This window comes from Myxococcus sp. AB056 (genome assembly GCF_006547365.1).
Taxonomy (GTDB): Bacteria; Myxococcota; Myxococcia; order Myxococcales; family Myxococcaceae; genus Myxococcus; species Myxococcus virescens.
The window spans coordinates 46833-69631 of record NZ_VHLB01000047.1 but is presented as its reverse complement, the minus strand read 5'-3'; the positions used below and the strand labels follow the sequence as shown (position 1 = coordinate 69631).

The following is a 22799-nucleotide window of genomic DNA, read 5'->3' as shown; positions in this document are numbered from 1 at the left end:
GGATGAGGGGGGAGAGACGTGGGCCTTCCTGGGGTCCGCCCTGGATGCACTCGACACGGCGCAAGCCCGCCTGCTTCCTCATTTCCTGGACCGAGGGGGCGTGTTCTTCAGCGAGCTGCCTCCCGGCGTCCGGGCGAGCACCACGACGTTTCCCCGGCGCAACCGGCTCATCTCCGGGGCATCCGACGCAGTCTTGGTGCTGAGGGCGGGGAAGGATTCGGGGAGCCTGTACACGGCGGAGGCGGGGCGGGCGCAGGGGCGGCCGGTGTTCGCGATGCCCGGTGACGTACGCCAGGAGGAGGCGGCCGGCTGCAACGCATTGCTGCGGGACGGGGAGGCGGCGGTTTGCCTGGGCCCGGATGATGTGTGGAGGGTGCTGAAAGTCGACCCTCTGGCGGCGGTTCCTCCTGGGACGATGGGCTCATGGGAGGACCTCTCCGCGGAAGCGAAGGGGGCCTTCGCGATGTTGGACCGGGTTCCCCGGAGCTTCGACGAGGTGCTGGTCGGCAGCACCTTCTCACCGGCGGCGCTCGCCAGCGCGCTGGTGGAGTTGGAATTGACGGGGCTGGTCATCCAGCACCCCGGAAGGCTGTACGAGAGAATCTAGGTAGGAGAGTCATGGCCACGCGGACGAAGAAGAAGGTGGAAGAGACTGAGGCGGCCGAGGAGAAGGCGCCCGCCAAGAAGGCCGCCGCCAAGAAGGCCGCCAAGAAGAAGCCTGCGGCCAAGAAGAAGACCGCCGCCAAGAAGACGGCGGCTCGCCGCCGCACCAAGAAGGGCGACGAGGACGAACTCCCCACCGTGGAAGCAGACGCGGAGGAGGAGGCCACGCCCCGTGGCAAGGGCCCGCACTACCTGGTCGTCGTGGAGTCTCCCGCCAAGGCGAAGACCATCAAGAAGTACCTGGGCTCCGGCTACACGGTGAAGGCCTCCGTGGGCCACGTGAAGGACTTGCCCAAGAGCAAGATGGGCGTCGACGTGGAGCACGACTTCCAGCCCGAGTACACGGTCATCAAGGGCAAGGAGAAGGTCCTCAACGAGCTCAAGAAGATGGCGAAGTCGGCCGACCGCGTCTTCCTGGCCACGGACCCCGACCGCGAGGGCGAGGCCATTGCGTGGCACATCAAGGAGGAGCTGGCGCATCCCGACGCGCTCCGGGTGACCTTCAACGAAATCACCAAGAAGGCCATCCAGGAAGCCATCGCGCAGCCGCGCCAGCTCAACCAGGACAACTACGACTCGCAGCAGACGCGCCGCATCCTCGACCGGCTGGTGGGGTATCAAATCTCCCCGCTGCTCTGGAAGAAGGTGCGCCGGGGCCTGTCCGCCGGCCGCGTGCAGTCCGTGGCGGTGCGCCTCATCGTGGAGCGCGAGGACGAAATCAAGGCCTTCGTCCCCGTGGAGTACTGGACGCTGGACGCGCTGTTGGAGGGCCCCTCCGGCCCGCCGCCGTTCAAGGCCAAGCTGTCCAAGGTGGACGGCAAGAAGGTGGAGCTGAAGGACCGCGCCATCACCGAGGGCCTGGTCGCCGAGCTCCAGTCGGCCAGCTTCTCGGTGGCCAAGGTGGACCGCCGCGAGCGCCGCCGCAACGCGCCCGCGCCCTTCATCACGTCCAAGCTCCAGCAGGAGGCGGCCAACCGGCTGTCCTTCACCGCGAAGAAGACGATGACGCTGGCGCAGCGCCTCTACGAAGGCGTGCCGCTGGGTGACGAGGGCCAGACGGCGCTCATCACGTACATGCGTACGGACTCCACCCGTCTGTCCGACGACGCGGTGAAGCAGGTGCGCGAGTTCATCGACGGCAAGTACGGCAAGGACTTCCTGCCCGACGAGCCCATGGTGTACCGCACCAAGAAGAGCGCCCAGGACGCGCACGAGGCCATCCGGCCCACGTCGCTGGAGTACCCGCCGGAGCGGGTGAAGCCCTTCTTCGAGGCCATGGGCGAGGAGGACATGTACCGCCTCTACGAGCTCATCTGGAACCGCTTCGTCGCGTGTCAGATGAAGCCCGCCGTCTATGACCAGACCAGCGCGGACATCGCCGCGGGCCGGGCCACCTTCCGCGCCTCCGGCAGCACGCTGAAGTTCGCCGGCTACCTGGCGGTCTACGGTGCTGGCCTGACGCCGGAGGAAGAGGCGGAGAAGGAGAAGGCCAAGGCCGCCGGTGACGAGAACGCCGAGGGCGCCGACGCCGTGGGCGAGCTGCCGGTGCTGAACGACGGCGACGCGCTGAACCTCCAGAAGCTGCTCCACGAGCAGCACTTCACCCAGCCGCCCCCGCGCTTCAGCGAGGCCACGCTGGTGAAGGAGCTGGAAGAGCGCGGCATCGGCCGCCCGTCCACCTACGCCGCCATTCTCTCCACCATCCAGGACAAGAAGTACGTGGAGAAGCTGGAGGGCCGCTTCCGGCCCACGGACCTGGGGAACATGACCAACGAGATGCTGGTCAAGCACTTCCCCCACGAGCTGGACGTCACCTTCACGGCGACGATGGAGGAGAAGCTCGACCAGATCTCCGAGGGCGGCGCCAACTGGAAGTCCGTGCTGCACGACTTCTACGGGCCCTTCAAGGAGACGCTCGAGAAGGCCGAAGCGGAGATGCGCGACGTCAAGCGGGAGGAGATCAAGACGGACATCCCCTGCGAGAAGTGCGGCAACCTCTTCGTCATCAAGTTCGGGAAGATGGGGCACTTCCTCGCGTGCTCGAACTACCCGGACTGCAAGAACACGAAGGACTTCAAGCGGGACGCCGAGGGCAAGATCGTCATGGTGGAGGAGGAGACCACCGACGAGGTGTGCGAGAAGTGCACCAAGCCCATGGTCATCAAGCGGGGCCGCTTCGGGCGCTTCCTGGCCTGTTCCGGCTACCCGGACTGCAAGACGTCCAAGCCCATCTCCATTGGCGTGGCGTGCCCGGAGTGCAAGGAGGGCTACCTGACGGAGCGCCGCAGCGGCCGCGGAAAGATCTTCTTCGGTTGCAACCGCTACCCGGATTGCAAGTTCGCCGCCTGGGACCGGCCGCTGGCCGAGCCGTGCCCCACCTGCGCGTCCCCCTACCTGCTCCAGAAGTTCTCCAAGCGGGACGGCCCGTACGTGGCGTGCCCCAACAAGGAGTGCGACTACCGGCGCGAAATCACCGAGCAGCCCGGGGGCCTGGGTGGGTCACCCGAAGCCTCCTCGGCTGCTTGAAAGCCCAGTAGTTACATGGGCATGGCCCGCCCTCGGCTTGACAGCCTTGGCGGGCCCGCCCTAGAAGTCCAGGCTGCTCCCTCCCCGGGAACGTCGAACGGGTGCCCGCCTCCGGATGGGCGCGCCCCGGGGGGCGGGCGTCGAAAGGACTCTGGGCGCAATGATTCCCTCGGTAAGCGAGCTGCTGCTGGACGTGACCCTCGCGGCCACGGAAGGGGGCAAGCTGGGCGTCACGGACTCCGTCATCAAGTTCTTCAAGGATGGCGGACCGTTCATGTTCGTGAACCTGTTCTGGCTGGCGTGCTCGCTGGCGGTCGCGCTGGAGCGCATCGTCACCCTGGTGTTCCGCTACAACCTCAACGCGCCGCCCTTCATGGAGCAGATCGCCAAGCTGGTGCGCAGCGGCAACCTGGACCGCGCCGTGAAGGTGTGCGCCATGGCGCCCAACGCGCCGCTGGCCAAGGTGGTCCGCGCGGGCCTGGTGAACGCCAACCGCGGTGAGATTGAGGTCTCCAAGGCGGTGGAAGAGGCCATCGTCGAGCACAGCCCGAACGTGTCCAAGCGCATCCCCTGGCTGTGGTCCCTGGCGAACATCGCCACGCTGGTGGGGCTGGTGGGCACCATCTTCGGCCTCATCGGCACCTTCCAGGCGCTGGGCAACGTGCCGGCGGAGCAGAAGCAGGTGCTGCTGTCGGACGGCATCTCCAAGGCGATGAACAACACCGCCTTCGCGCTCTCCATCGCCGTCATCTGCATCATCTTCCACCTGTTCCTCACGTCGTACGCGAAGAGCATGGTGGAGGGGCTGGAGCTCAACGCGCTCAAGCTGGAGAACCTCCTGTCGCGCCGCGGTTCCGTGGACCCGGCCACCACGGAGCTCGAGGCGCGCGCTTCGTAAGAGCGCAGGGGCACGCGGCCATGGCGTTCCACTACTCCCGGCGCAAGCTGAAGGTCCGTGAGGAAGAAGAGGCGGGCGAGCTGAACATCGTCCCGTACCTCGACATCCTCATGAACCTCATCATCTTCATGCTGCTGTCCATCACCGGCCTGGCGACGTTCGGCATCATCAACGTCAACGCCCCCGCCTATGGTGCGCCGACGACGGGCATGGCCCAGGAGAACCCGGACGACGCGCCAAAGCTGACGCTGTCCGTGCTCATCTCCAAGAAGGGGCACTTCGTCAGCAGCGAGAACGCCATCCTCGGGGAGGCGGGGACGCCCACCATCCCCGTGAAGGCGGACGGCGCGCACGACTTCTCCGCGCTCAACGCGAAGATGGTGGAGATCAAGTCCGCCTTCCCCAAGGAGACGAAGGTCATCGTGGGCGCGGACCCGGACGTCCCCTATGAGACGCTGACGCAGACGCTGGACGCCATCCGTGAGACGCAGGGCCGCGAGCGCCGGCTGCTGTTCCCGGACGTCACCCTGGGAGCCATCTGAGCCATGGGCGACCCGACGACATCCGCCGTGGACACGCCCGACGCGGAAGCCGTGGCGCGGCTGAGCTACCGCCGGGCCCTGGCGCGCAAGAAGCGCAAGGAGCGCGAGGCGGCGGGGGAGATCAAGGAGCTGAACATCACCGCGATGATGGACATGATGACCATCCTCCTGGTGTTCCTGCTCAAGTCCTTCGCCTCGTCGTCCGCGGCGGTGACGGCATCCGAGGACGTGCGTCCGCCCGTGTCCTCCACGCGCGCCACGCCCAAGGACACCGTGGCCGTCACCATCACGCCCAGGAACGTGCTGGTGGGTGAGCGAGAGGTCCTGCGGCTGCAGAACGGTCAGTTCCCGGCCGACAAGCTCCAGGGGCGGCTGGTGCTGCCGCTGGATGCGCAGTTGAAGAAGGAAGTGGAGAAGCTGAAGTACATCGCCGCGCGCAACCCGTCGGCGCCCTTCAGCGGGGAGCTGTCCGTCATCGCGGACAAGAAGATTCCCTACGACATGCTCCTCACCGTGCTCTACACGGCGGGGCAGAACGAGCTGGAGAACTACCGCTTCGTGGTGCTCCAGAAAGAGGGCGAGTAGCACGCCCCCGGGGCGGCACCGGGAGCGCGCGCTCGCATCGCCTCAGAGAGACGGGCTGGCCATGGGGCCGCCGCGCGTCTCGAGTTCGTGGATGCTGGCGTCCTCCTCGCAGCGGATGGCGAAGGGCAGGGCCTCCAGGCGCTCGATGGGAATCTCGAAGCCGCAGTCCACGCACTCGCCGAACACGCCCATCTCCATGCGGCGCAGCGCCGCGTCGATGAGCATGATTTCGCGCCGCTGCGATTCCATCAGACTGGAGAGGGTGTAGTCGGCCAGCTCGGACTGGGCGTTTTCTTCGTATTCGGGGTCCCGCTCCTGGTTCTTCAGGGCGGTGAGCTCGCGGTGCGCCCCCTCGTTGGCGCTGAGGATCTCCCGGCGGCGGCGTTGCAGGAGTTCGCGGATCCGGTTCAGGTCCAGGGTTCGGCGGGTCGCCATGGCTTCGGTCCTCCCAGTCTACGAGTTCAGTGGCGCTCGCCCGGATGCAGGCCGCCCCCGAGCGGCGAACGCGAGAAACGTAGGGGTGCAACCCAGGTAGGGAAACCGCGCCTTCCAGCGGGGGGCAGAGGTGGGCCGGTGGGCAACCGGCCATGCGCGAATCCGGAGCGAGAGCGTGGGGTCGTACACGGTTGAATCGACGCTGGGCCAGGGCGTGTCAGTCCTGCTAACAGTTGCTGGACGCCGCGCGGCGCGGGCCTGGAGGAAGCGGATGGCGGATCAGAAGCAGCGGGTGACGGTGATTGGCGGCGGCCTGGCAGGGACGGAGTGCGCCTATCAGCTCTCCCGCCGTGGGGTGCCGGTGGTGCTGCGGGAGATGAAGCCCCAGAAGCGTTCTCCCGCGCACAAGTCGGACACGCTGGCGGAGCTGGTGTGCAGCAACTCGCTGCGCTCGGACAACCCGGAGAGCGCCATTGGCCTGCTGCACGCGGAGCTGCGCGCGCTGGGCTCGTTGGTGCTGAGCGCGGCGGACGCGAACCGGGTGCCCGCGGGCGACGCGCTGGCGGTGGAGCGCGAGCGCTTCTCCGCCGCGATTACGGAGTCCCTGCTGCGCCAGCCCGGCGTGGAGCTGGTGGCCGGCGAGGTGGAGCAGCTGCCCGAGGACGGCCCGGTGGTGATTGCCACGGGACCGCTCACGTCGGATGCGCTGACGCGGGAGCTGGAGCGCCACGTGGGCACCCGGCTCTACTTCTATGACTCCATCGCGCCCATCCTGTCGGCGGACTCCATCGACATGAACGTGGCGTTCCGCCAGAGCCGCTACGGCAAGGGCGGCGGGGACGACTACCTCAACCTGCCGATGACGAAGGACGAGTACTACCGCTTCATCGCCGAGGTGAAGGCGGGGCAGAAGGTGGTGCCGCACGCTTTCGAGGAACCCAAGTACTTCGAAGGGTGTCTGCCCATTGAAGTGATGGCCGAGCGTGGCGATGACACCCTGGCCTACGGGCCCATGAAGCCGGTGGGCCTGAGGGACCCGCGCACGGGTCAGGAGCCCTACGCGGTGGTGCAGCTGCGCATGGAGGACGTGGGCGGCACGTCCTGGAACATGGTGGGCTTCCAGACGCGGCTGACCTGGGGTGAACAGAAGCGCATCTTCAGCAACTTCATCCCCGGACTTCAGCAAGCGGAGTTCCTCCGGATGGGGCAGATCCACCGGAACACCTTCATCGACTCGCCCCGGCTGCTGGCGAAGGACTTGTCGCTGAAGACGGAGCCCCGGCTCTACTTCGCGGGGCAGATCTCCGGCGTGGAGGGCTACGTGGAGAGCGCGGCGTGTGGATACCTGGTGGCGTTGGCGCTGCACGCACGGCTGACGGGGACGGAGTTCGTTCCGCCGCCGGCCACCACGGCGATGGGCGCGCTGCTGCGGCACGTGACGGGCGAAGCGCACCCGCCGGACTACCCGCACCAGCCCTCCAACATCAGCTTCGGCATCTTTTCGCCGGTGACCGGGCGGATGAAGAAGGCGGAGAAGCGCGCGGCGTATTCGGCGCGAGCGAAGCAGGACCTGGCGGCGTGGCTGCCGCATGCGGGCGTCCCGGCGGCGGGCGCCCCTGAGCACGTGGATCAGAGGAGCGCATGATGCGGATGCGGCAGGGGCGGCTGTGGACCGCGGGCCTGATGGCCTCGCTGGTGATGGCGGGCACGGGCTGCAAGCAGGGCGAAAATGGCGGCTCGGAGGCCCCGGGTGTGCGGCGCGCCAAGGCCGCCGCGGCGGCGGAGAAGCCACCTCCGCCCGGTGCCCCCGGCGCGGGGCAGGGGACGCTCCTGGCCTCGGGCCGGGTGACGGACCTGCGCGTGACGGCGGATGGCCGCTTCGCCACGTACCTGGTCAACGGGAAGAAGCCCGCGCTGGACGGCATTCCGCCGCAGATGGTGCTGGGCGAGCTGTACGTGGTGCCCGTGGAGGGCGGCGAGCCGCGCAAGCTGGGCGAGGGCGTGACGAACGTCCCCGGCGGACAGTTGGTGGCGCCGGGCTCGAAGCACGTCCTCTTCCTCACCGGCTACAACCCGGCGACGCAGTCGGGCGCGCTGAACGTGGCGTCACTGGATGACGCGAAGGCGGAGCCCGTCATGCTGGGCACGGCGGTCAGCTACATGCTGCCCAGCCCGGATGGGACGAAGCTGGCCTACGTGGATGGTGGCAAGCTGAAGCTGGGCACGCTGCCGTCAGGGCCCTTCACGGACGTGGCGGCGGAGGTCAGCACCGCCCAGTTCACGCCGGACGGCAAGACGCTGCTCTTCAAGCGCCGGCTGTCCGCGGCGGGGGGCATGGCGGCCATCTCCGTGGAGAAGCCAGACGCGCCGCCCGTGAAGGTGGGGGACCAGGTGGGGGACTACGAAGTCTCCCCGGATGGTCAGCGCGTGGCCTTCCAGGTGCGCAGCGAGTCGGTGCGAGGGTTGTATGACTTGTACCTGGCGGAGCTGCCCGAACTGAAGGCGAAGCGGCTGGCGGTGGCCTCGGGTGTGTTTGCCTTTTCGCCCGATGGCAAGTGGCTGGCGCGCACGGAGAACGGCAAGCCGAACGTGCCAGGAGACTTGTACCTGGGCCCGGCGGCGGGGGGCCCGGGGCGCAAGCTGGGCGTGCAGGTGGAGAAGCTGGCCTTCTCGCCGGACTCGCAGGCGGTGGGCTTCCTGGAGAAGTATGACTCGACTGCGAACGCGGGGCTGATGTCGGTGGCCGCGCTGCCGGACGGCACGACGAAGCAGGTGGGCGGCCGCGTGCCCAACTTCGTCTGGGGCTCGGACGGGCGCTATGTGGCGTTCCTCTCGCGCATCCTCAAGCCCGCGTACTCGGTGGACCTGATGCTGTACACCCTGGGGGAGGAGCGGGCGGCGAAGGTGCAGCAGGGCGTCTTTGGCTATGGCTTCACGCCGGGCAACGGGCAGGTGGTGTTCCGCTCCAACTGCATCCGCAATGGACGCTCGTGTGACTTCATGGCCATGGACCTGCCCCGGCAGGCGGACCCCCGCACGTGGCTGCAGGGCATCTTCAGCTACAAGCTGTCCGAGGATGGCCAGCGGGTGCTCGTCACGTATGCCCGCATGGACTCGGACACCTACGATGTGGCGGTGTACGACGTGAAGACCCAGGCGCGGAAGACGCTGGACCAGGGCGTCCAGGTGCCGGTGTCCTTCGGGGGCAAGAATGACTCGCTGGCCGTGTACGCGATTACGCAGGGCCCGAAGGCCGGCATCTACAGCGTCCCCGCGACGCTGTAGCTTTTGATTGTTGAGGATCGTGCGATTCGTCGGGCGGTGTGCTTACTTCCTCCGCCTGTATGGCTTCGCTCATCTATCGCCGCTACGGCGGCTCGCTCCAGGTCGACATTCCCTCCTTCGATGTGCTGGTGGAGGCGATCCGCATCCCCGAAACGCAGTGGATTGCCACGGCATGCCCGTTGGAGGGCTTGAGCTGTGACCCTCGCCTGCTGACGTTGATGGACTCGGACGGCAACGGCCGCATCCGCGTGGCGGAGGTGCGCACGGCGGTGGACTGGGCCGCCAAGCAGCTCAAGGACCGGCGCGGCGCGGATGCTTCCAGTGACGTGCTGGAGTTGAACGCGCTCAGCGAGGAGGCGCGGCCCCTGCGCGGCGCGGCGGAGATGATTCTCCGGACGCTGAAGGCGACGGACACCGGGCGCATCTCCCTGGCGCAGGTTCGCGAGAGCGAGAAGGCCCTGCGCGAGGCCGGGCAGAACGGCGATGGCATCATCGCGCCCGAGCACCTGCCCGAGCACCTGCGGCCCCTGGCCCAGGAGCTGATGGCCAGCTTTCCCGCGCTGACGAACCGGGCAGGCAAGGCGGGCGTGGACGCGGCGCTGGTGGCGCGCTTCCGCGAGGAGCGCGCGAAGCTGCGGGAGCACCGGGAGAAGCAGGGCGCGGCGTTCGTCTGGGGCGACATCAGCCTGGACACGGCGAAGCGTGTGCGCGACGTGGCGCCGCTGCTGGATGCGTACTTCGTGCAGTGCCGGCTGGTGGCTGCGCAGCCCGAAGCGGCGGCGAGCCTGCGCCTGCGCGCGGAGCGGGTGGAGGGCGCGCTGGGCGACGTGGCGGCGCTGGGGAAGGCGGCGGGGGACCTGCCCATCGCGCCGCCGGATGCGTCGGGTGTGCTGGAGTGGTCCCGTCTCCTGCGCGGGCCCGCGTACGAGGTGCTGGAGGCGTTCCACACGGACGTCGCCACGCCGATGACGGGGGATTCGCAGCGGCTGTCGGACTCGGCGTGGCGGGGGCTGGCGGCGAAGGCGGATGGCGTGCTGGCGTGGCAGGCGCAGCTCGAGGCGAACCCGGTGCGCAAGCTGGTGGACACGCTGCCGTCGGTTTCGGACGCGGACCTGGATGCCCTGGAAGCCGCGAGCGCGGCGGACCTCGCGCTCAAGCCCACGCTGGATGCCGTCAACGAGTTGGAGCGGTTGGTGCTCTACCAGCGCTGGCTGCTGCTGTTCGCGAACAACTTCATCAGCATGCCCAACCTCTACATGCCCAAGCGGTTGGCGCTGGTGGAGAAGGGGACGCTCATCCTGGGCGGGCGCAAGTACACGCTGTCGGTGCTGGTGACGAACCGGGCCGCGCACTCCGCGCTCACCTCACTGGGGACCACCTGCATCCTCTACGTCCAGGTGGCGCCGAAGGATGGGACGCCCGGGTATGAAGTGGCGGTGCCGGTGACGAGCGGCCGGAGCACGGAGCTCGCGGTGGGCAAGCGGGGCGTCTTCTACGACGTGGACGGCGTGGAGAGCGACGCCATCGTGACGCAGGTGGTTCGTCAGCCCGTGTCGCTGTGGGAGTCGATGACCATGCCCTTCGCGCGCATCGGCGAGTTCATCACCAGTAAGGTGGAGGGCCTGGCGTCGGCGGGCGAGAAGACGTTCGACTCGACGCTGGAGAAGAGTTACACGCACGCGACGAATGCGCCGCCGGTGGCGCCTCCTCCGGCGGCGGGCGCGGCTCCCGCCGCAGCCGCCGCAGCACCTCCAGGGGGCGGGCTCGCGGGCATCGTGGCGGCGGGCGGCCTGGCGGCTGCGGCGCTGGGCTCGTCTTTCGCGTTCATCATGACGCAGGTGAAGTCGCTGACGCTGGTGGACCTCATCTCCGCGGCGACGCTGATTGCCATTGTCGTCATGGCCCCGGCGGGGCTTCTGGGCTGGCTGAAGCTACGCCGGCGCAACCTGGCGCTGCTGTTGGAAGGCTCCGGCTGGGCGCTGAATGACCGGCTGATGCTGACGCCGGAGCTGTCCTCGCTGGTGACGCGCCGTCCGAAGCTGCCCTCGAACGCCCGGGTGGACCGCCTGGACATGGTGCGCTCGGCGCTGGTCCGGCAGCAGGAGGACGACGAGGCGGAGGGCGCGTCCGGGTGGACGAAGCTGGCCATCACGCTGGCGGTGATTTTCGTGTTGCTCTGGCAGGTCCGGATTCCGTTGCTGACCTGGTTCTGCCACGCGGGCTGGTTGTCCCAGGACACCTGCCTGGCGGTGTTGCCGTCCCAGGCGGAGCCGGCTGCGGCTGCAGCGGCGGCGGCGGCAGCGCCTGCCGCGGCTCCGGCCAAGGCACCGTAGGCTCACCGCGAATCTTGCCAGGATTTCTCCGGCCCGTAGGCTCGTCCTCGATGACGAGCCCGTCGCCGCTGCTGGAGAAGTTCCGCGCCCACCTGGAGGACGAGAAGGGCTCGTCCCCGCACACGGTGCGCAACTACCTCATCGACCTGGTGGACTTCGAGCGCTACCTGGTGGAGCGAATGAAGCTGTCGCTCCTGTCCGGGACGCACGCGGCGATTCGTGGCTACCTGGGCACGTTGAGCACGGACCACGCCCCGGCGAGCCGGGCGCGGCGGCTGGCGAGCATCAAGTCGTTCTACAAGTACCTCGTGCGGCAGAAGCTGTTGCCCGCGAGCCCCGCGAAGCTGGTGAAGAGTCCGAAGCTGCCGAAGGCGCTGCCGAAGGTGCTGCCGGTGGAGGAGGTCTTCGCCATCCTGGACATGCCTGACGTGAAGACGGTGCTCGGGCTGCGGGACAGGGCGATTCTGGAGCTGCTCTACGGCGGCGGCCTGCGTATCAGTGAGTTGTGCGGGTTGGACCTGCTGGACATCGACCGCAGCGGGCGAATCGTCCGGGTGATGGGCAAGGGGAGCAAGGAGCGGCTCGTGCCCGTGAACGCGCAGTCCATCCGGGCGTTGGAGGCGTACCTCGCGAGGCGGGGAGAGCTGCTGGCCACGATTCGGAAGGATCAGGCGCCAGAGGCGATGTTCCTCAACTTCCGGGGAGGACGCCTGACGCCGAGGAGCATCGCGCGGCACCTGGACACGTACGTGCTGAAGTGCGCGCTGACGCGGAAGGTGAGCCCGCACGCCATGCGTCACTCCTTCGCCACGCACCTGCTGGGCGGCGGCGCGGACATCCGCAGCATCCAGGAGCTGCTGGGCCACTCAAGCTTGTCCACCACGCAGCGGTATACCCAGGTGACGTGGGAGCAGCTCCAGCAGGTCTACGACTCCGCGCATCCGCGGGCGTGAGTGCTCGGCGACCAGACGACGCCGCGTGATGGGGACACTATTTGCCATCGCGAACGGGCTGGCCTGGTTCCTTCTTGCACTGGGCTTGTTGGCAGACGGGTTCACCGTGTTCCTGTTGGTGACGACAGCACGCAGAAAGCGGATGGCTTCGGGCGTTCCCGTGGTTGCATTGCTGTTCTACGCCCCGTTCTGCGCCATTCGCTCGGCGTTGTCCCTGTCCTGTTTTGCCCTAGTCCTCGCGGCGCTCTGTCTCGTCGATCTGGGCGTGCAGTGGGGCTTGCCGGTGCTATTGGCGCGCCAGCGGTCGTGACGTCGAGCCTGGGGCGTTGGGGTAGCGAATCCCCACGTGGGGTGTCATAGCTGCTCGATGTGACCCCTCCCGCGCTCATCACCCTTGGCATCCTCGCCGTCTCACTGGTGCTCTTCGTGAGCGACCGGGTGCGGCTGGACATTGTGGCGTTGCTCGCGCTGCTGTCGCTCCTCCTCTTCGACATCGTTCCTGTGGATGATGCGCTCGCGGGTTTCAGCAACCCGGTGGTCATCATGCTGGTGGGACTCTTCGTGATTGGCGGCGCCATCACGGAGACAGGACTGGCGGGGTGGCTGGGACAGCGGCTGGGGCACCTCGCGGGGGAAGGGGAGGGGCGCACCATCGCCGTGGTGATGCTGGCCACCGCCGCGCTGTCTGCCTTCATGAGCTCCACGGGAACCGTGGCCATCCTGATGCCAGTGGTGGGAACGCTCGCCCTTCGCCGCGGAATCGCGCCTGCCCGCATCTACCTGCCCTTCGCGTTCGCCGCCCACCTGGGCAGCATGCTGACGCTCATCAGCACCCCGCCCAACCTCATCGTGAGTGGGGCGCTTCGGGACGCAGGCCATGAGCCGTTCCGCTTCTTCACCTTCTTCCCCATCGGCGTGGTGATGCTCGCCGCGGGCATGCTGTTCCTCATCTTCGCCGGCAAATACCTGCTGCCCTCGGCGGCGCAGGGGCAGGTCGCGGCGCAGGCTGTCCTGTCGCCCGAGGACTTCGCCACTGAGTACGGCCTGGGAACGTTGCTTCATGCCCTCCGCGTTCCTCGTGGCTCGAAGCTCGTGGGCCGGACGCTCGGCGAGGCCAACCTGCGCTCCGCGCACGCAGTGAACGTGGTGGGCATCTCATTGATGGGCGCCGCGCATCCGGTGGTTCCGCACCGTCCCTTCGGCGCGGACGAAATCCTGGTCGTCCAGGGCCATGAGGATGCCGTCGTCGCGACGGTGGAGCACTGGGGGTTGGAGCGGCTCCCGTCCTTGCAGTCGCTGTCGCTGCCACCCGAGGAGTCGCTCGCGGAGGTGGTGATTCCCCGCCGCTCGGCGCTGGCGGGCCGGACGCTCCGGCAGGCGCGCTTTCGTGACCGGTTCCGGGCCACGGTGCTCGCGATTCGCCGGGGCACGGACGCGGTGGTGGATGCCTCGTCTCCCGCCCTCAAGGACTTCACGCTGCGGCGCGGGGACACCCTGCTCGTGAAGGGCCGCAAGAAGCACCTGCGCAACCTGTCCGAGGCCCGAAAGGACCTCGTGCTGCTCGCCGAGCCCGACCCGCGCACCGACCGCCTCGCGGATCCTCGGCGGGCGGCGCTCACCGTCGTCATCACCCTGGCGATGCTGACGGTGATGGCCCTGGGCCTGCTGCCCAACGTGGTCGCGGTGCTGCTCGCGGCGGTGGCCATGGTGCTCACGGGCTGCGTGCGCTCCGCGGACGTCTACCGCACGGTCAACTGGGAGAGCGTCGTGCTCATCGCCGGGATGTTCCCGCTGGCCACCGCGCTGGAGCGCACCGGCGTGACGCAGTTGGCAGTGGCGGGCCTGGAGCGGCTCTTCACCGGCGCCAGCCCCCACGCCGTCTTGGCGGTGCTCGCCATCGTGACGTCCACCCTGGGTTTGTTCATCTCCAACACGGCCACCGCCGTCCTCGTGGCCCCGGTGGCCCTCCGCATCGCGGAGTCCATGGAACTGCGGCCCGAGCCGCTGTTGATGGCGGTGGCCATTACCGCGTCGGCGGCGTTCGCCACGCCCATCGCGTCGCCCGTGAACACGCTGGTCATGAGCCCAGGGGGCTACCGGTTCGCCGACTATGCCCGGGTGGGCATCCCGCTCCAGGTGCTCATCGTCGCGCTGGCGGTGCTGGTGGTGCCGTGGGTGCTTCCTTTTTGAAGTCTGCGAGCAGACAGCCAGTCACTGTTCCTTGGAAACGCCGCGCCCGGCTTGTTAAACCCCGGGTCCTATGTTCCACGGCACCACCATCCTCTGCGTGCGGCGTGACGGGAAGGTCGCCATCGCCAGCGACGGCCAGGTCTCCCTCGAAAAGACCGTGATGAAGAACACGGCGAAGAAGGTCCGCCGGCTGGGCGAAGGCCAGGTGCTCGCCGGCTTCGCTGGCAGCACCGCGGACGCCTTCACGCTCTTCGAGCGCTTCGAGGCCAAACTCAAGGAGCACCAGAAGAACATGGCCCGCGCCTGCGTGGAGCTGGGCAAGGACTGGCGCACCGACCGCTTCCTCCGCCGGCTGGAAGCGCTCCTCATCGTCGCCGACAAGGAGAAGACGTTCATCCTCTCCGGCGCGGGTGACGTGATTGAGCCCGACTACGGCATCGCCGCCGTGGGCAGTGGTGGCCCCTACGCGTTCGCCGCCGCGCGCGCCCTCATGGCGCACACGCAGATGTCTGCTCGCGACGTGGTGCACCAGTCGCTCACCATCGCGGGTGAAATCGACATCTACACCAACGCCAACATCTCCATCGAAGAGCTCTAGGAGACACACCCCGTGGCCGAATCGCGCAAGTTGTCCGCCTTCACGCCTCGCGAGGTCGTCAGCGAGCTGGACCGCTACATCGTCGGGCAGAACGCCGCCAAGCGCGCCGTCGCCATTGCCCTGCGCAACCGGTGGCGCCGCCAGCAGGTCAACGACGACTTGCGGGACGAAATCCACCCGAAGAACATCATCATGATTGGCCCCACCGGCGTGGGGAAGACGGAGATTGCCCGCCGCCTGGCGAAGCTCGCCCAGGCGCCCTTCGTCAAGGTGGAGGCCTCCAAGTTCACCGAGGTCGGCTACGTCGGCCGTGACGTCGAGTCGATGATTCGCGACCTCGTCGAGGCCGCCATCGCGCTGGTCCGCGAGGAGGAGACCGAGAAGGTCGGCCCCCGCGCCGAGGAGCTGGCCGAGGACCGCTTGATCGAGCTGATGCAGGGCGGCGGCGTGAAGTCGTCGTCCGCGACGCCGCCGTTCGGCTTCGCCCCACCGCCCCCACCACCGGTCCAGCGTGTCAGCGACACCGCGCGCGAGAAGTTCCGCGCCCAGCTCCGCGCCGGCACCCTGGACGACGTGGAGGTGGAGGTGGAGACCGCGGAGTCGTCGCCCACCTTCATGCGGGGCTTCTCCGGCCAGGGCATGGAGGAGATTGGCGTCAACCTCCAGGACCTCTTCAAGAACATGCCGGGCATGAACAAGACGCGCCGCCGTCGGGTGCGCGTGCCCGAGGCGCTTCAGCTCCTGCGCAAGGAAGAGGCCGCCAAGCTGGTGGACCCCGACCGCGTCCAGCGCGAGGCCGTGGCACGCGCCGAGATGAACGGCATCATCTTCATCGACGAAATCGACAAGATTGCCAGCCGCGAGGGCGGCAAGGGCGGGGGCGGCCCGGACGTGTCCCGGGAGGGCGTCCAGCGGGACATCCTCCCCATCGTCGAAGGCTCGACCATCAACACCAAGTATGGCGTGGTGAAGACGGACCACATGCTCTTCATCGCCGCTGGCGCCTTCCACGTCTCCAAGCCCAGCGACCTCATCCCGGAATTGCAGGGCCGCTTCCCCATCCGCGTGGAGCTGGAGCCCCTGACGGGCGAGGACCTGGTCCGAATCCTCCGGGAGCCGAAGAATTCGCTCTTGCGACAGTACACGGCCCTGCTCAGCACGGAAGGTGTGCGTCTGTCCTTCACCGACGACGCGGTGACGGAGCTGGCGCGTATCGCCCAGCAGGCCAACGAGAGCACGGCGAACATCGGCGCTCGGCGGCTGCACACCATCCTGGAGCGACTGTTGGACGAGGTGTCCTTCTCCGCCAGTGAGATGGGACCCCGGGATTTCCAGGTGGACGCCGCCTACGTGCGCGAGCGCCTGGCTGCCATCGTCCAGGACGAGGACCTGTCGCGCTACATCCTGTAGCGCGCTATATGCGGAGGGGCACCGTACCGCACGAAGGATGACTGCCTTGTCGCAATCCGAGCCGTCCCTCTCCGCATCGTCCGACTCCTCCACCGACGCCCTGGTCCAGAAGGCGAAGCGCCACCTGCTGCAGAACTACAAGCAGCCGCCCTTCGTCCTGGCTCGGGGCCAGGGGGCTCGTGTCTGGGACACGGATGGCCGCGAGTACCTGGACCTGATTGGTGGCATCGCCACGTGCGCGCTGGGACACTGCCACCCGGACGTCGTGGCCGCCGCGAAGGCGCAGTTGGACTCACTGTGGCACGTCTCCAACGCCTTCTATTCTCAGCCCCAGATTGACCTGGCCGCGCAGCTCACCGAGTGGTCCGGCCTGTCACGCGCGTTCTTCTGCAACTCGGGCGCGGAGGCGAACGAGGCGCTGCTCAAGCTGACGCGCAAGGTGATGAAGGACCGCGGCACGCCGGAGCGCTTCGAGGTCATCTCCTTCGACAGCAGCTTCCACGGCCGCACCCTGGCCACCGTCACCGCCACCGGCCAGGCGAAGTACCAGAAGGGCTTCGAGCCGCTGCCCGCCGGCTTCACCCACGTGCCCTACGGCGACCTCGAAGCGGTGCGCAAGGCCGTGGGCCCGGCGACCGCCGCCATCCTCGTGGAGCCCATCCAAGGGGAGGGTGGGGTGCGGATGGCGCCTCTGGGGTTCCTCGCCGGTCTGCGCGCGCTGTGTGACGAGCACGGGCTGCTGCTGCTGGTGGACGAAGTCCAGACGGGCATGGGCCGCACCGGCAAGCCGTTCGGCTTCATGCACGAGGGCATCGTCCCGGACGGCATCAGCGTGGCGAAGGCGCTGGGCAACGGCCTGCCGATTGGCGCCATGCTCTGCAAGGAAGAGCTGGGCGCCAGCCTCACGCCGGGCACGCACGGCTCCACCTTTGGTGGCAACCCGGTGGCCGCGGCCGCCGCCAATGCCGTGGTGCGCATCCTCCGCCGTCCCGGCTTCCTGGATGAGGTCCAGGAGAAGGGCGCCTATCTGCTCGCCCGGGCGCGTGAGCTCCAGGGCCGGCTGCCCGCGGGCCGCATCCAGGCCGTGCGCGGCCAGGGGCTGCTGGTGGGCGTGGAGTTGGATCGCGAGGTGGCGCCCGTCATCGCCCAACTGCGCGGAGAGGGGCTGCTGGTGAACGCCGCCGGCGAACGCACGCTGCGCTTCGCGCCGCCCTTCATCGTCACCGTGCGTGAGTTGGATGAAGGCCTGTCGATTCTCGAGCGCGTGCTCGCCGCCAACTGACCGGCGTGGCCGCGGTCCACCGCATGGGGAAGGGTTCACGGGCGTTTGACGCCCTGCGTCCGGAACCCTAGTCTGGAAACTCCGGAAGGCTTTCCTCGGACTGTCACTGTGAGTGCGCCAAACACGATCATCGGGCTGGGGGCCCTGACGGATCACATCGCCACGGTGCCCCAACTGGATGCAGCGCGTCTCCAGCTCACCGCGGAAGAGGGCTCGGTGCTCCAACTCGTGGGGCGCGTGGAGCGCATCGACCAGGTGCTGGCGCGCTCCAAGCTGGGCGAGCCGCGCACCATCGCCGTGCTGCTGGCGCTGCGGGCCAAGGGCGCCATCGTCCCCGCCCGGGTGGTGCCTCGGGGCGCGCCTGCGCCCGTGGTGGACGCGGCCATGGCCGAGGAGGTGGACCTCGAGCCGGAGCGGAAGAAGGAGATCATCGAGCTGGAGCGCTCGCTCGACGCGATGGACCACTTCGCCGTGTTGGGGCTGAAGCCCGGGGCTCCCGCGTCGGAGGTGAAGCAGGCGTATTACAACGCCTCGCGCCGCTTCCATCCGGACCGCTACTTCGGGAAGAACCTGGGCAGCTTCCGTGCCCGCATGGAGCGCATCTTCCGGCGCCTCACGGACGCGCACAACGTGCTCATGCAGCCCGACAAGCGCGAGGCCTACCTGCGCGCGAATCCGGCACTGGCTCAGGCCGAACGCGCCGCCGCGCCGCCGCCACCCTCCGCGCCGCCTCCGTCCGCGCCTGCACAGCAACTGCTGACGCCAGAGCCGCCGCCAGTGCACCGGGTTTCATCGCCACCCCCGGCGCCCCGTCCGCCCGTGGCGTCCAGCGGGCCTTCATCCATTCCGCCGCCGTCGCGTCCGCTGGCGCCACCGCCGGATGATGGCGCGTCCGAAGCACGCCGGGCGGAGCGGCAGGCCCGGTTGGCCCGGCATCCCTACCTGGCCCGTACGGGCCGGCTGGCCGAGCTGATTGCCCGGGGAAAGGCCGCCATCGCCAGCGGCGACTGGGAGCGGGCCTATCACGACTTCCATCAGGTCCAGACGATGGACCCGAAGAACCGCGAAGTCGCTCTTCTCCTGGTCAAGGCGCGCCGGGGGCATGACTCGCAGCGGGCGACCATCGAGGTCGCTCGAGGGCGGGAGATGGAGCGGCATGGCGACACGCATGGGGCCATGTCGGCCTACCGGCTCGCCTGCTCGCTGGACGACCAGAACGCCGAGGCCGCCTGGCGCTGCGCCCGCCTGGGGAACCTGTTGGGGCAGGATGCAGCCGAAGGCCGAGGGCTGGCGCAGCGCGCCGTGGAGCTGGAACCCGACAAGGTCGAGCACCAACTGACGCTGGGAAAGGTGCTGTTGGACAGCGGATCGAAGAAACTCGCGAAGCGAGCCTTCGAGGATGCGGCGAAGCTGGCCCCAGACAACGCGGAAGCGAAGGCCGCGCTCAAGAAGCTGCGCTGGACGTTCTAGGAGTAAGTACGGTTCCCCATGGCTGAGCCCGAACCCCTCATTGGCATCGACCTGGGAACGACGAACAGCATCGTCGCCACCGTCCAGGACGGCCAGCCCGTCGTCATCAAGAACCGCACGGGCCAGGGGCTCACGCCCTCCGTCGTGGCCATGGCGAAGAACGGCAAGCGGCTGGTGGGCAGCATCGCCAAGCGGCAGGCCATCACCAATCCGCAGGAGACGGTGTACGCGGCCAAGCGGCTCATCGGCCGGAAGTTCTCCTCGCACGAGGTGCAGGACTCGCTGCGCGCGCTGTCCTACGAGGTGGTGGCCGGGCAGCACGACGACTTGCGCATCCGCATGGGCGGCAAGGACCTGTCCGTCCCCGAAATCAGCGCCATGATTCTCCAGGAGCTGAAGGCGGACGCGGAGGCGCACTTCGGCCGGCCCGTCTCCAAGGCCGTCATCACGGTGCCGGCCTACTTCAACGACGCCCAGCGCCAGGCCACCAAGGACGCGGGCCGCATCGCCGGGCTGGACGTGCTGCGAATCATCAACGAGCCCACGGCCGCGGCGCTGGCCTACGGCTTCGGCCGCACGGTGAACGGGCGCGTGGCGGTGTTGGACCTGGGGGGCGGCACCTTCGACGTGTCCGTGCTGGATATCTCCCAGGGCGTCTTCGACGTGGTGGGCACCGGCGGTGACACCTACCTGGGCGGCGAGGACTGGGACAACCGCATCATCGAATGGCTCGTCTTCGGCTTCGCGAAGGAGCACGGCATCGACCTGCGCAAGGACCGCATGGCGTTGCAGCGGCTCAAGGACGCGGCGGAGAAGGCCAAGGTGGAGCTGTCCAGTGTGCGCGAGGCGGGGCTCAACCTGCCCTTCATCTGCACGCCGCCCGGCGGTGGTGCGGCGCTGCACCTGCAAGCCACGCTGAGCCGCGACAAGCTGGATGACCTGACGTCCGACCTGGCGGAGCGGGTGGTGGGGCTGACCACCGAGGTGCTCGGCGAGGCGGGCGTGCGCGCCTCCGAGCTCAAGGAAGTCATCCTCGTGGGCGGGATGTCGCGCATGCCGAAAATCGTGGAGGCCGTGCGCGGCTACTTCCGCCGCGAGCCCTGCAAGGGCGTCCATCCGGACGAGGTGGTGGCGCTGGGCGCCGCCATTCAGGCCCACGCGCTGGTGCAGCCGGAGCACGAGCTGCTCTTGCTGGACGTGACGCCGCAGAGCCTGGGCGTGGCCATCGCCGGGGGCTCCGTGCGCCGGCTCATCCCCAAGAACACCACGGTGCCCACATCGGCCACGGAGGTCTTCGCCACGTCGAAGGACTTCCAGCGCGTCGTGAAGATCATGGTGCTCCAGGGGGAGCACGACCTGGCGCACCAGAACGAGCTGCTGGGCGAGTTCGTCCTCACCGGCCTGCGGGAGGCGCCACGGGGCCAGGTGGAGATTGACGTCACCTTCGACATCAACGCGGAAGGCATCGTCTCCGTGCACGCGAAGGACCGGGAGACGGGGCTTCGCCAGTCCATCACCGTCACCGCGTCCAGCGGCCTCACGGAGGAGGAGCTCCAGCGCATCATGGACGAGCAGCGCGGCTACCTCATCGCCGCGCGGGCGTCCGAGGAGCTGAAGACGCGGCGCGTGGAGCTGGACTCGCTGGCGCGCGACGTGGTGGACGCGCTGACGCGGGCGCGGCTTCTGCCAGGTGGGGGCGGTCTGGCGCCGGATGTGATGCCTCGCGCGGAGCAGGTGCTGGAGCACGCGCGCGCGGTCCGCGCGGGCGAGGACGTGGCAGCGCTGGGCCGCGCGTGTGAACTGCTCACGGGATGCCTGGCACAGCTCAAGGGCCCGGCGCCCGGCGGCACGGGGCGGTAGATGAGCAGCCAGCGCGCGAACCAGCTCATCGAGGCAGGACTGTGGCTGCGCCTCAGTGGCGACGCCCAGGGGGCACAGCGTCTCTTCGAGCGCGCGCTGGAGCTGGATCCGACCAACACCCGCGCCCGGGAGTACCTGGCGGCCGCCGCGGGCGCGCCTTCGCGGGGCACGGCGACGCCGTTCGAGCGGCCTCCGGAGTTGGAGCTTTCGCTGGGCCGGCTGGCGCCCACCGACGCGGACCTGCCCGTCTCACCGGCGCTGGAAGGCGACTGGGGCGCATGGGCGGAAGGGCAGGGCGGCCCCGCGGAGGCCGGTGGCAAGTCGCCCTCGGCGCCTGTCGTCCTTCCGGAGGCGCTGGAAGGCGCGCCGGCGGACGTGCTGGAGCTGCTGGCGCGTGACGTGGTCATCGAGTTCGACGAGCCCGTCATCCAGGCGAAGGGGGACACCGACGAGTACGGCATCCCCGAGGGCCACACGCAGGAGTTCGGCCTCCCTGTGATGGAGAGCGAGCTGGACCTGCTCCTGCGCGGGGCCGAGGACCTGCTGGAGCTGGATGACCACTCCGGCGCGGTGGACCTGCTCTTCAAGGCGAAGGAGCTGGCGCCGTCGGACATCCGCGTGGAGTCGCTGCGCGCGCGCAGTGAGCGGATGCTGATGGCCCGGCTGGAGTCCAAGCTGGGCGACCTGGGCCGGGTGCCCGCGGTGCGCCTGCAGCCGGACGACATCATCTGGCTCAACCTGGACCACCGCGCCGGCTTCGTGCTGGCGCAGATTGACGGTTCGGTGAGCTACGAGGACCTCTTCTCGCTGTCGGGGATGACGCGGCTGGATACCGCGCGCATCCTCGTCCAGCTCATCGATGAAGGCGTCATTTCCGCGGGCTGACGCCTAGCCGCGGATGATGGCCGTCCACGTGCCCTTCACCACCAGGGTGCCGTGCTGGTTGCGCGACTCGCTGGTGACGATGACGAAGCCCATGCGGGCGCGCTCGTAGAGGTCCGCGATGCGGCCGGTGGTCGTCATCACGTCGCCGGGGCGCATGACGTCCAGGAACTCCAGGTCCTGTTCGCCGTGCACCAGCATCTGCATGTTGATGTTCAGCGCGGGGTCCGCGATGGCGGCGCTGAAGGGGCGGATGGCGAAGACGACGGCGAAGCTGGGGAAGGCGATGAGGCCCCCGTGAGGCCCCGCCTTGGCGGCCTGCGCGTCGTAGAGGAGCGGGCTGACGTGCGCGGGAGGCTCGCCCGGCGTTCCGGCGCCCGGCTTCGCGCCGCCGACGGCGAGCGTGAACTCGCGCATCTTCTCCTCGCCCAGGGTGTAGTGGTACGGGCCGTACTCACGGCCGATGAATTGCTTGTCGAGGGCCATGGTCGTTACCCGATGAAGGCTTCGACGACGGCGCCCTTGAGGACGTCCTCGCCGCGTTGATTGGTGGCGGAGACTTCCGCCGTGAGCCGCCCGTCCTGGACGGCGGTGACCCGGCCCTGGAAGGTAATCGTGTCCTCGGGCCGCACCGGGCGCGAGAAGCGCGCCTTCACGCGGCGGACCCGGCCGGGGTCCTCCACGAAGCCGGCAATGGCTTCCACCACCCAGCCCAGGGTGCACAGCCCCTGGAGGATGTTGCCATTGAGTCCGGCGGCGGAGCCCGCCTCCGGGTCGATGTGGATGGGGTTGTAATCCCCCGAGGCGCCCGCGTAGTAAATCGGCCGGTACCGGTCGCACTCGCGGACGTGCGTGAACGTGTCGCCTGGCTGGTAGGTGCGTGGCAT

Annotated in this window: 20 protein-coding genes; 17 read left to right on the top strand and 3 right to left on the bottom strand. The window is 68.7% G+C overall.

Features of this window, described 5'->3' with window-relative positions:
- The 5 genes from FMP39_RS21095 to FMP39_RS21075 form a co-directional block, all read left to right on the top strand.
- On the top strand, positions 1–607 hold a 607-nt coding region (locus FMP39_RS21095; protein ID WP_194858499.1), incomplete at its 5' end, for a DNA-processing protein DprA.
- Positions 608–618: 11 nt separating this feature from the next.
- Positions 619–3189 (top strand): type I DNA topoisomerase, encoded by a 2571-nt coding sequence (gene topA / locus FMP39_RS21090; protein ID WP_141592101.1) that lies wholly within the window; start codon positions 619–621, stop codon positions 3187–3189.
- Positions 3190–3349: 160 nt separating this feature from the next.
- Positions 3350–4087, top strand: coding sequence for a MotA/TolQ/ExbB proton channel family protein (locus FMP39_RS21085; RefSeq protein ID WP_026114210.1), 738 nt, complete (start codon positions 3350–3352; stop codon positions 4085–4087).
- Between the two features lie 20 nt (positions 4088–4107).
- Positions 4108–4629, top strand: a complete 522-nt coding sequence (locus tag FMP39_RS21080) for a biopolymer transporter ExbD (RefSeq protein ID WP_011553060.1) — start codon at positions 4108–4110, stop codon at positions 4627–4629.
- Between the two features lie 3 nt (positions 4630–4632).
- Complete coding sequence (locus FMP39_RS21075; RefSeq protein ID WP_141592100.1) at positions 4633–5214, top strand: biopolymer transporter ExbD; 582 nt, start codon at positions 4633–4635, stop codon at positions 5212–5214.
- A 42-nt stretch (positions 5215–5256) separates the two neighbouring features.
- On the opposite strand, the gene FMP39_RS21070 is transcribed toward FMP39_RS21075, so the two are convergent.
- Positions 5257–5649, bottom strand: a complete 393-nt coding sequence (locus FMP39_RS21070) for a TraR/DksA family transcriptional regulator (protein WP_090492898.1) — start codon at positions 5647–5649, stop codon at positions 5257–5259.
- Between the two features lie 271 nt (positions 5650–5920).
- Here FMP39_RS21070 and trmFO point away from each other — a divergent pair, with 271 nt between their 5' ends.
- The 12 genes from trmFO to FMP39_RS21010 all read left to right on the top strand — a co-directional run bounded on the left by trmFO (position 5921) and on the right by FMP39_RS21010 (position 21915).
- Complete coding sequence (trmFO, locus tag FMP39_RS21065; protein ID WP_141592099.1) at positions 5921–7294, top strand: methylenetetrahydrofolate--tRNA-(uracil(54)-C(5))-methyltransferase (FADH(2)-oxidizing) TrmFO; 1374 nt, start codon at positions 5921–5923, stop codon at positions 7292–7294.
- Positions 7291–8934 carry a PD40 domain-containing protein gene (locus FMP39_RS21060; RefSeq protein WP_141592098.1) on the top strand — a complete coding sequence of 548 codons (1644 nt, stop codon included), beginning with the start codon at positions 7291–7293 and terminating at the stop codon, positions 8932–8934. Before trmFO ends, FMP39_RS21060 begins: the two co-directional genes overlap by 4 nt.
- Before the next feature lie 59 nt (positions 8935–8993).
- Complete coding sequence (locus tag FMP39_RS21055; RefSeq protein ID WP_194858498.1) at positions 8994–11267, top strand: kinesin; 2274 nt, start codon at positions 8994–8996, stop codon at positions 11265–11267.
- Between the two features lie 50 nt (positions 11268–11317).
- Positions 11318–12220, top strand: a complete 903-nt coding sequence (locus FMP39_RS21050; RefSeq protein WP_141592096.1) for a tyrosine recombinase XerC — start codon at positions 11318–11320, stop codon at positions 12218–12220.
- A 28-nt stretch (positions 12221–12248) separates the two neighbouring features.
- On the top strand, positions 12249–12530 hold the full coding sequence (locus FMP39_RS21045) for a hypothetical protein (RefSeq protein ID WP_141592095.1): 282 nt from the start codon (positions 12249–12251) through the stop codon (positions 12528–12530).
- Positions 12531–12589: 59 nt separating this feature from the next.
- Positions 12590–14410, top strand: a complete 1821-nt coding sequence (locus FMP39_RS21040) for an SLC13 family permease (RefSeq protein WP_141592094.1) — start codon at positions 12590–12592, stop codon at positions 14408–14410.
- Positions 14411–14480: 70 nt separating this feature from the next.
- A complete protein-coding gene (gene hslV, locus FMP39_RS21035; protein ID WP_011553068.1) occupies positions 14481–15008 on the top strand; it encodes an ATP-dependent protease subunit HslV in 528 nt (175 codons plus the stop codon).
- Positions 15009–15020: 12 nt separating this feature from the next.
- Positions 15021–16418: an ATP-dependent protease ATPase subunit HslU gene (hslU, locus tag FMP39_RS21030; RefSeq protein ID WP_141592093.1), complete on the top strand. Its 1398-nt coding sequence runs from the start codon at positions 15021–15023 to the stop codon at positions 16416–16418.
- 37 nt (positions 16419–16455) lie between these two features.
- On the top strand, positions 16456–17700 hold the full coding sequence (locus FMP39_RS21025) for an aspartate aminotransferase family protein (protein ID WP_141592092.1): 1245 nt from the start codon (positions 16456–16458) through the stop codon (positions 17698–17700).
- Positions 17701–17808: 108 nt separating this feature from the next.
- Positions 17809–19170 carry a J domain-containing protein gene (locus tag FMP39_RS21020; protein WP_141592091.1) on the top strand — a complete coding sequence of 454 codons (1362 nt, stop codon included), beginning with the start codon at positions 17809–17811 and terminating at the stop codon, positions 19168–19170.
- Positions 19171–19188: 18 nt separating this feature from the next.
- Positions 19189–21030 (top strand): molecular chaperone DnaK, encoded by a 1842-nt coding sequence (gene dnaK / locus FMP39_RS21015; protein WP_141592090.1) that lies wholly within the window; start codon positions 19189–19191, stop codon positions 21028–21030.
- Complete coding sequence (locus FMP39_RS21010) at positions 21031–21915, top strand: hypothetical protein (protein WP_141592089.1); 885 nt, start codon at positions 21031–21033, stop codon at positions 21913–21915.
- Between the two features lie 3 nt (positions 21916–21918).
- Here FMP39_RS21010 and FMP39_RS21005 read toward each other — a convergent pair whose 3' ends face one another.
- Both FMP39_RS21005 and FMP39_RS21000 read right to left on the bottom strand, forming a co-directional pair.
- Positions 21919–22398, bottom strand: coding sequence for a MaoC family dehydratase N-terminal domain-containing protein (locus tag FMP39_RS21005; protein WP_011553074.1), 480 nt, complete (start codon positions 22396–22398; stop codon positions 21919–21921).
- A gap of 5 nt (positions 22399–22403) precedes the next feature.
- The gene (locus FMP39_RS21000; RefSeq protein WP_011553075.1) at positions 22404–22799 is read right to left on the bottom strand and encodes a MaoC/PaaZ C-terminal domain-containing protein; all 396 of its coding nucleotides are present in this window, start codon (positions 22797–22799) and stop codon (positions 22404–22406) included.

What these genes read in the sequence shown, in the direction of transcription:
- topA (WP_141592101.1), top strand. Translation starts at nt 619, where the DNA reads ATGGCCACGCGGACGAAGAAGAAGGTGGAAGAGACTGAGGCGGCCGAG.
- FMP39_RS21085 (WP_026114210.1), top strand. Translation starts at nt 3,350, where the DNA reads ATGATTCCCTCGGTAAGCGAGCTGCTGCTGGACGTGACCCTCGCGGCC.
- FMP39_RS21080 (WP_011553060.1), top strand. Translation starts at nt 4,108, where the DNA reads ATGGCGTTCCACTACTCCCGGCGCAAGCTGAAGGTCCGTGAGGAAGAA.
- FMP39_RS21075 (WP_141592100.1), top strand. Translation starts at nt 4,633, where the DNA reads ATGGGCGACCCGACGACATCCGCCGTGGACACGCCCGACGCGGAAGCC.
- FMP39_RS21070 (WP_090492898.1), bottom strand. Translation starts at nt 5,649, where the DNA reads ATGGCGACCCGCCGAACCCTGGACCTGAACCGGATCCGCGAACTCCTG.
- trmFO (WP_141592099.1), top strand. Translation starts at nt 5,921, where the DNA reads ATGGCGGATCAGAAGCAGCGGGTGACGGTGATTGGCGGCGGCCTGGCA.
- FMP39_RS21060 (WP_141592098.1), top strand. Translation starts at nt 7,291, where the DNA reads ATGATGCGGATGCGGCAGGGGCGGCTGTGGACCGCGGGCCTGATGGCC.
- FMP39_RS21055 (WP_194858498.1), top strand. Translation starts at nt 8,994, where the DNA reads ATGGCTTCGCTCATCTATCGCCGCTACGGCGGCTCGCTCCAGGTCGAC.
- FMP39_RS21050 (WP_141592096.1), top strand. Translation starts at nt 11,318, where the DNA reads ATGACGAGCCCGTCGCCGCTGCTGGAGAAGTTCCGCGCCCACCTGGAG.
- FMP39_RS21045 (WP_141592095.1), top strand. Translation starts at nt 12,249, where the DNA reads ATGGGGACACTATTTGCCATCGCGAACGGGCTGGCCTGGTTCCTTCTT.
- hslV (WP_011553068.1), top strand. Translation starts at nt 14,481, where the DNA reads ATGTTCCACGGCACCACCATCCTCTGCGTGCGGCGTGACGGGAAGGTC.
- FMP39_RS21025 (WP_141592092.1), top strand. Translation starts at nt 16,456, where the DNA reads ATGACTGCCTTGTCGCAATCCGAGCCGTCCCTCTCCGCATCGTCCGAC.
- dnaK (WP_141592090.1), top strand. Translation starts at nt 19,189, where the DNA reads ATGGCTGAGCCCGAACCCCTCATTGGCATCGACCTGGGAACGACGAAC.
- FMP39_RS21010 (WP_141592089.1), top strand. Translation starts at nt 21,031, where the DNA reads ATGAGCAGCCAGCGCGCGAACCAGCTCATCGAGGCAGGACTGTGGCTG.
- FMP39_RS21005 (WP_011553074.1), bottom strand. Translation starts at nt 22,398, where the DNA reads ATGGCCCTCGACAAGCAATTCATCGGCCGTGAGTACGGCCCGTACCAC.
- FMP39_RS21000 (WP_011553075.1), bottom strand. Translation starts at nt 22,799, where the DNA reads ATGCCACGCACCTACCAGCCAGGCGACACGTTCACGCACGTCCGCGAG.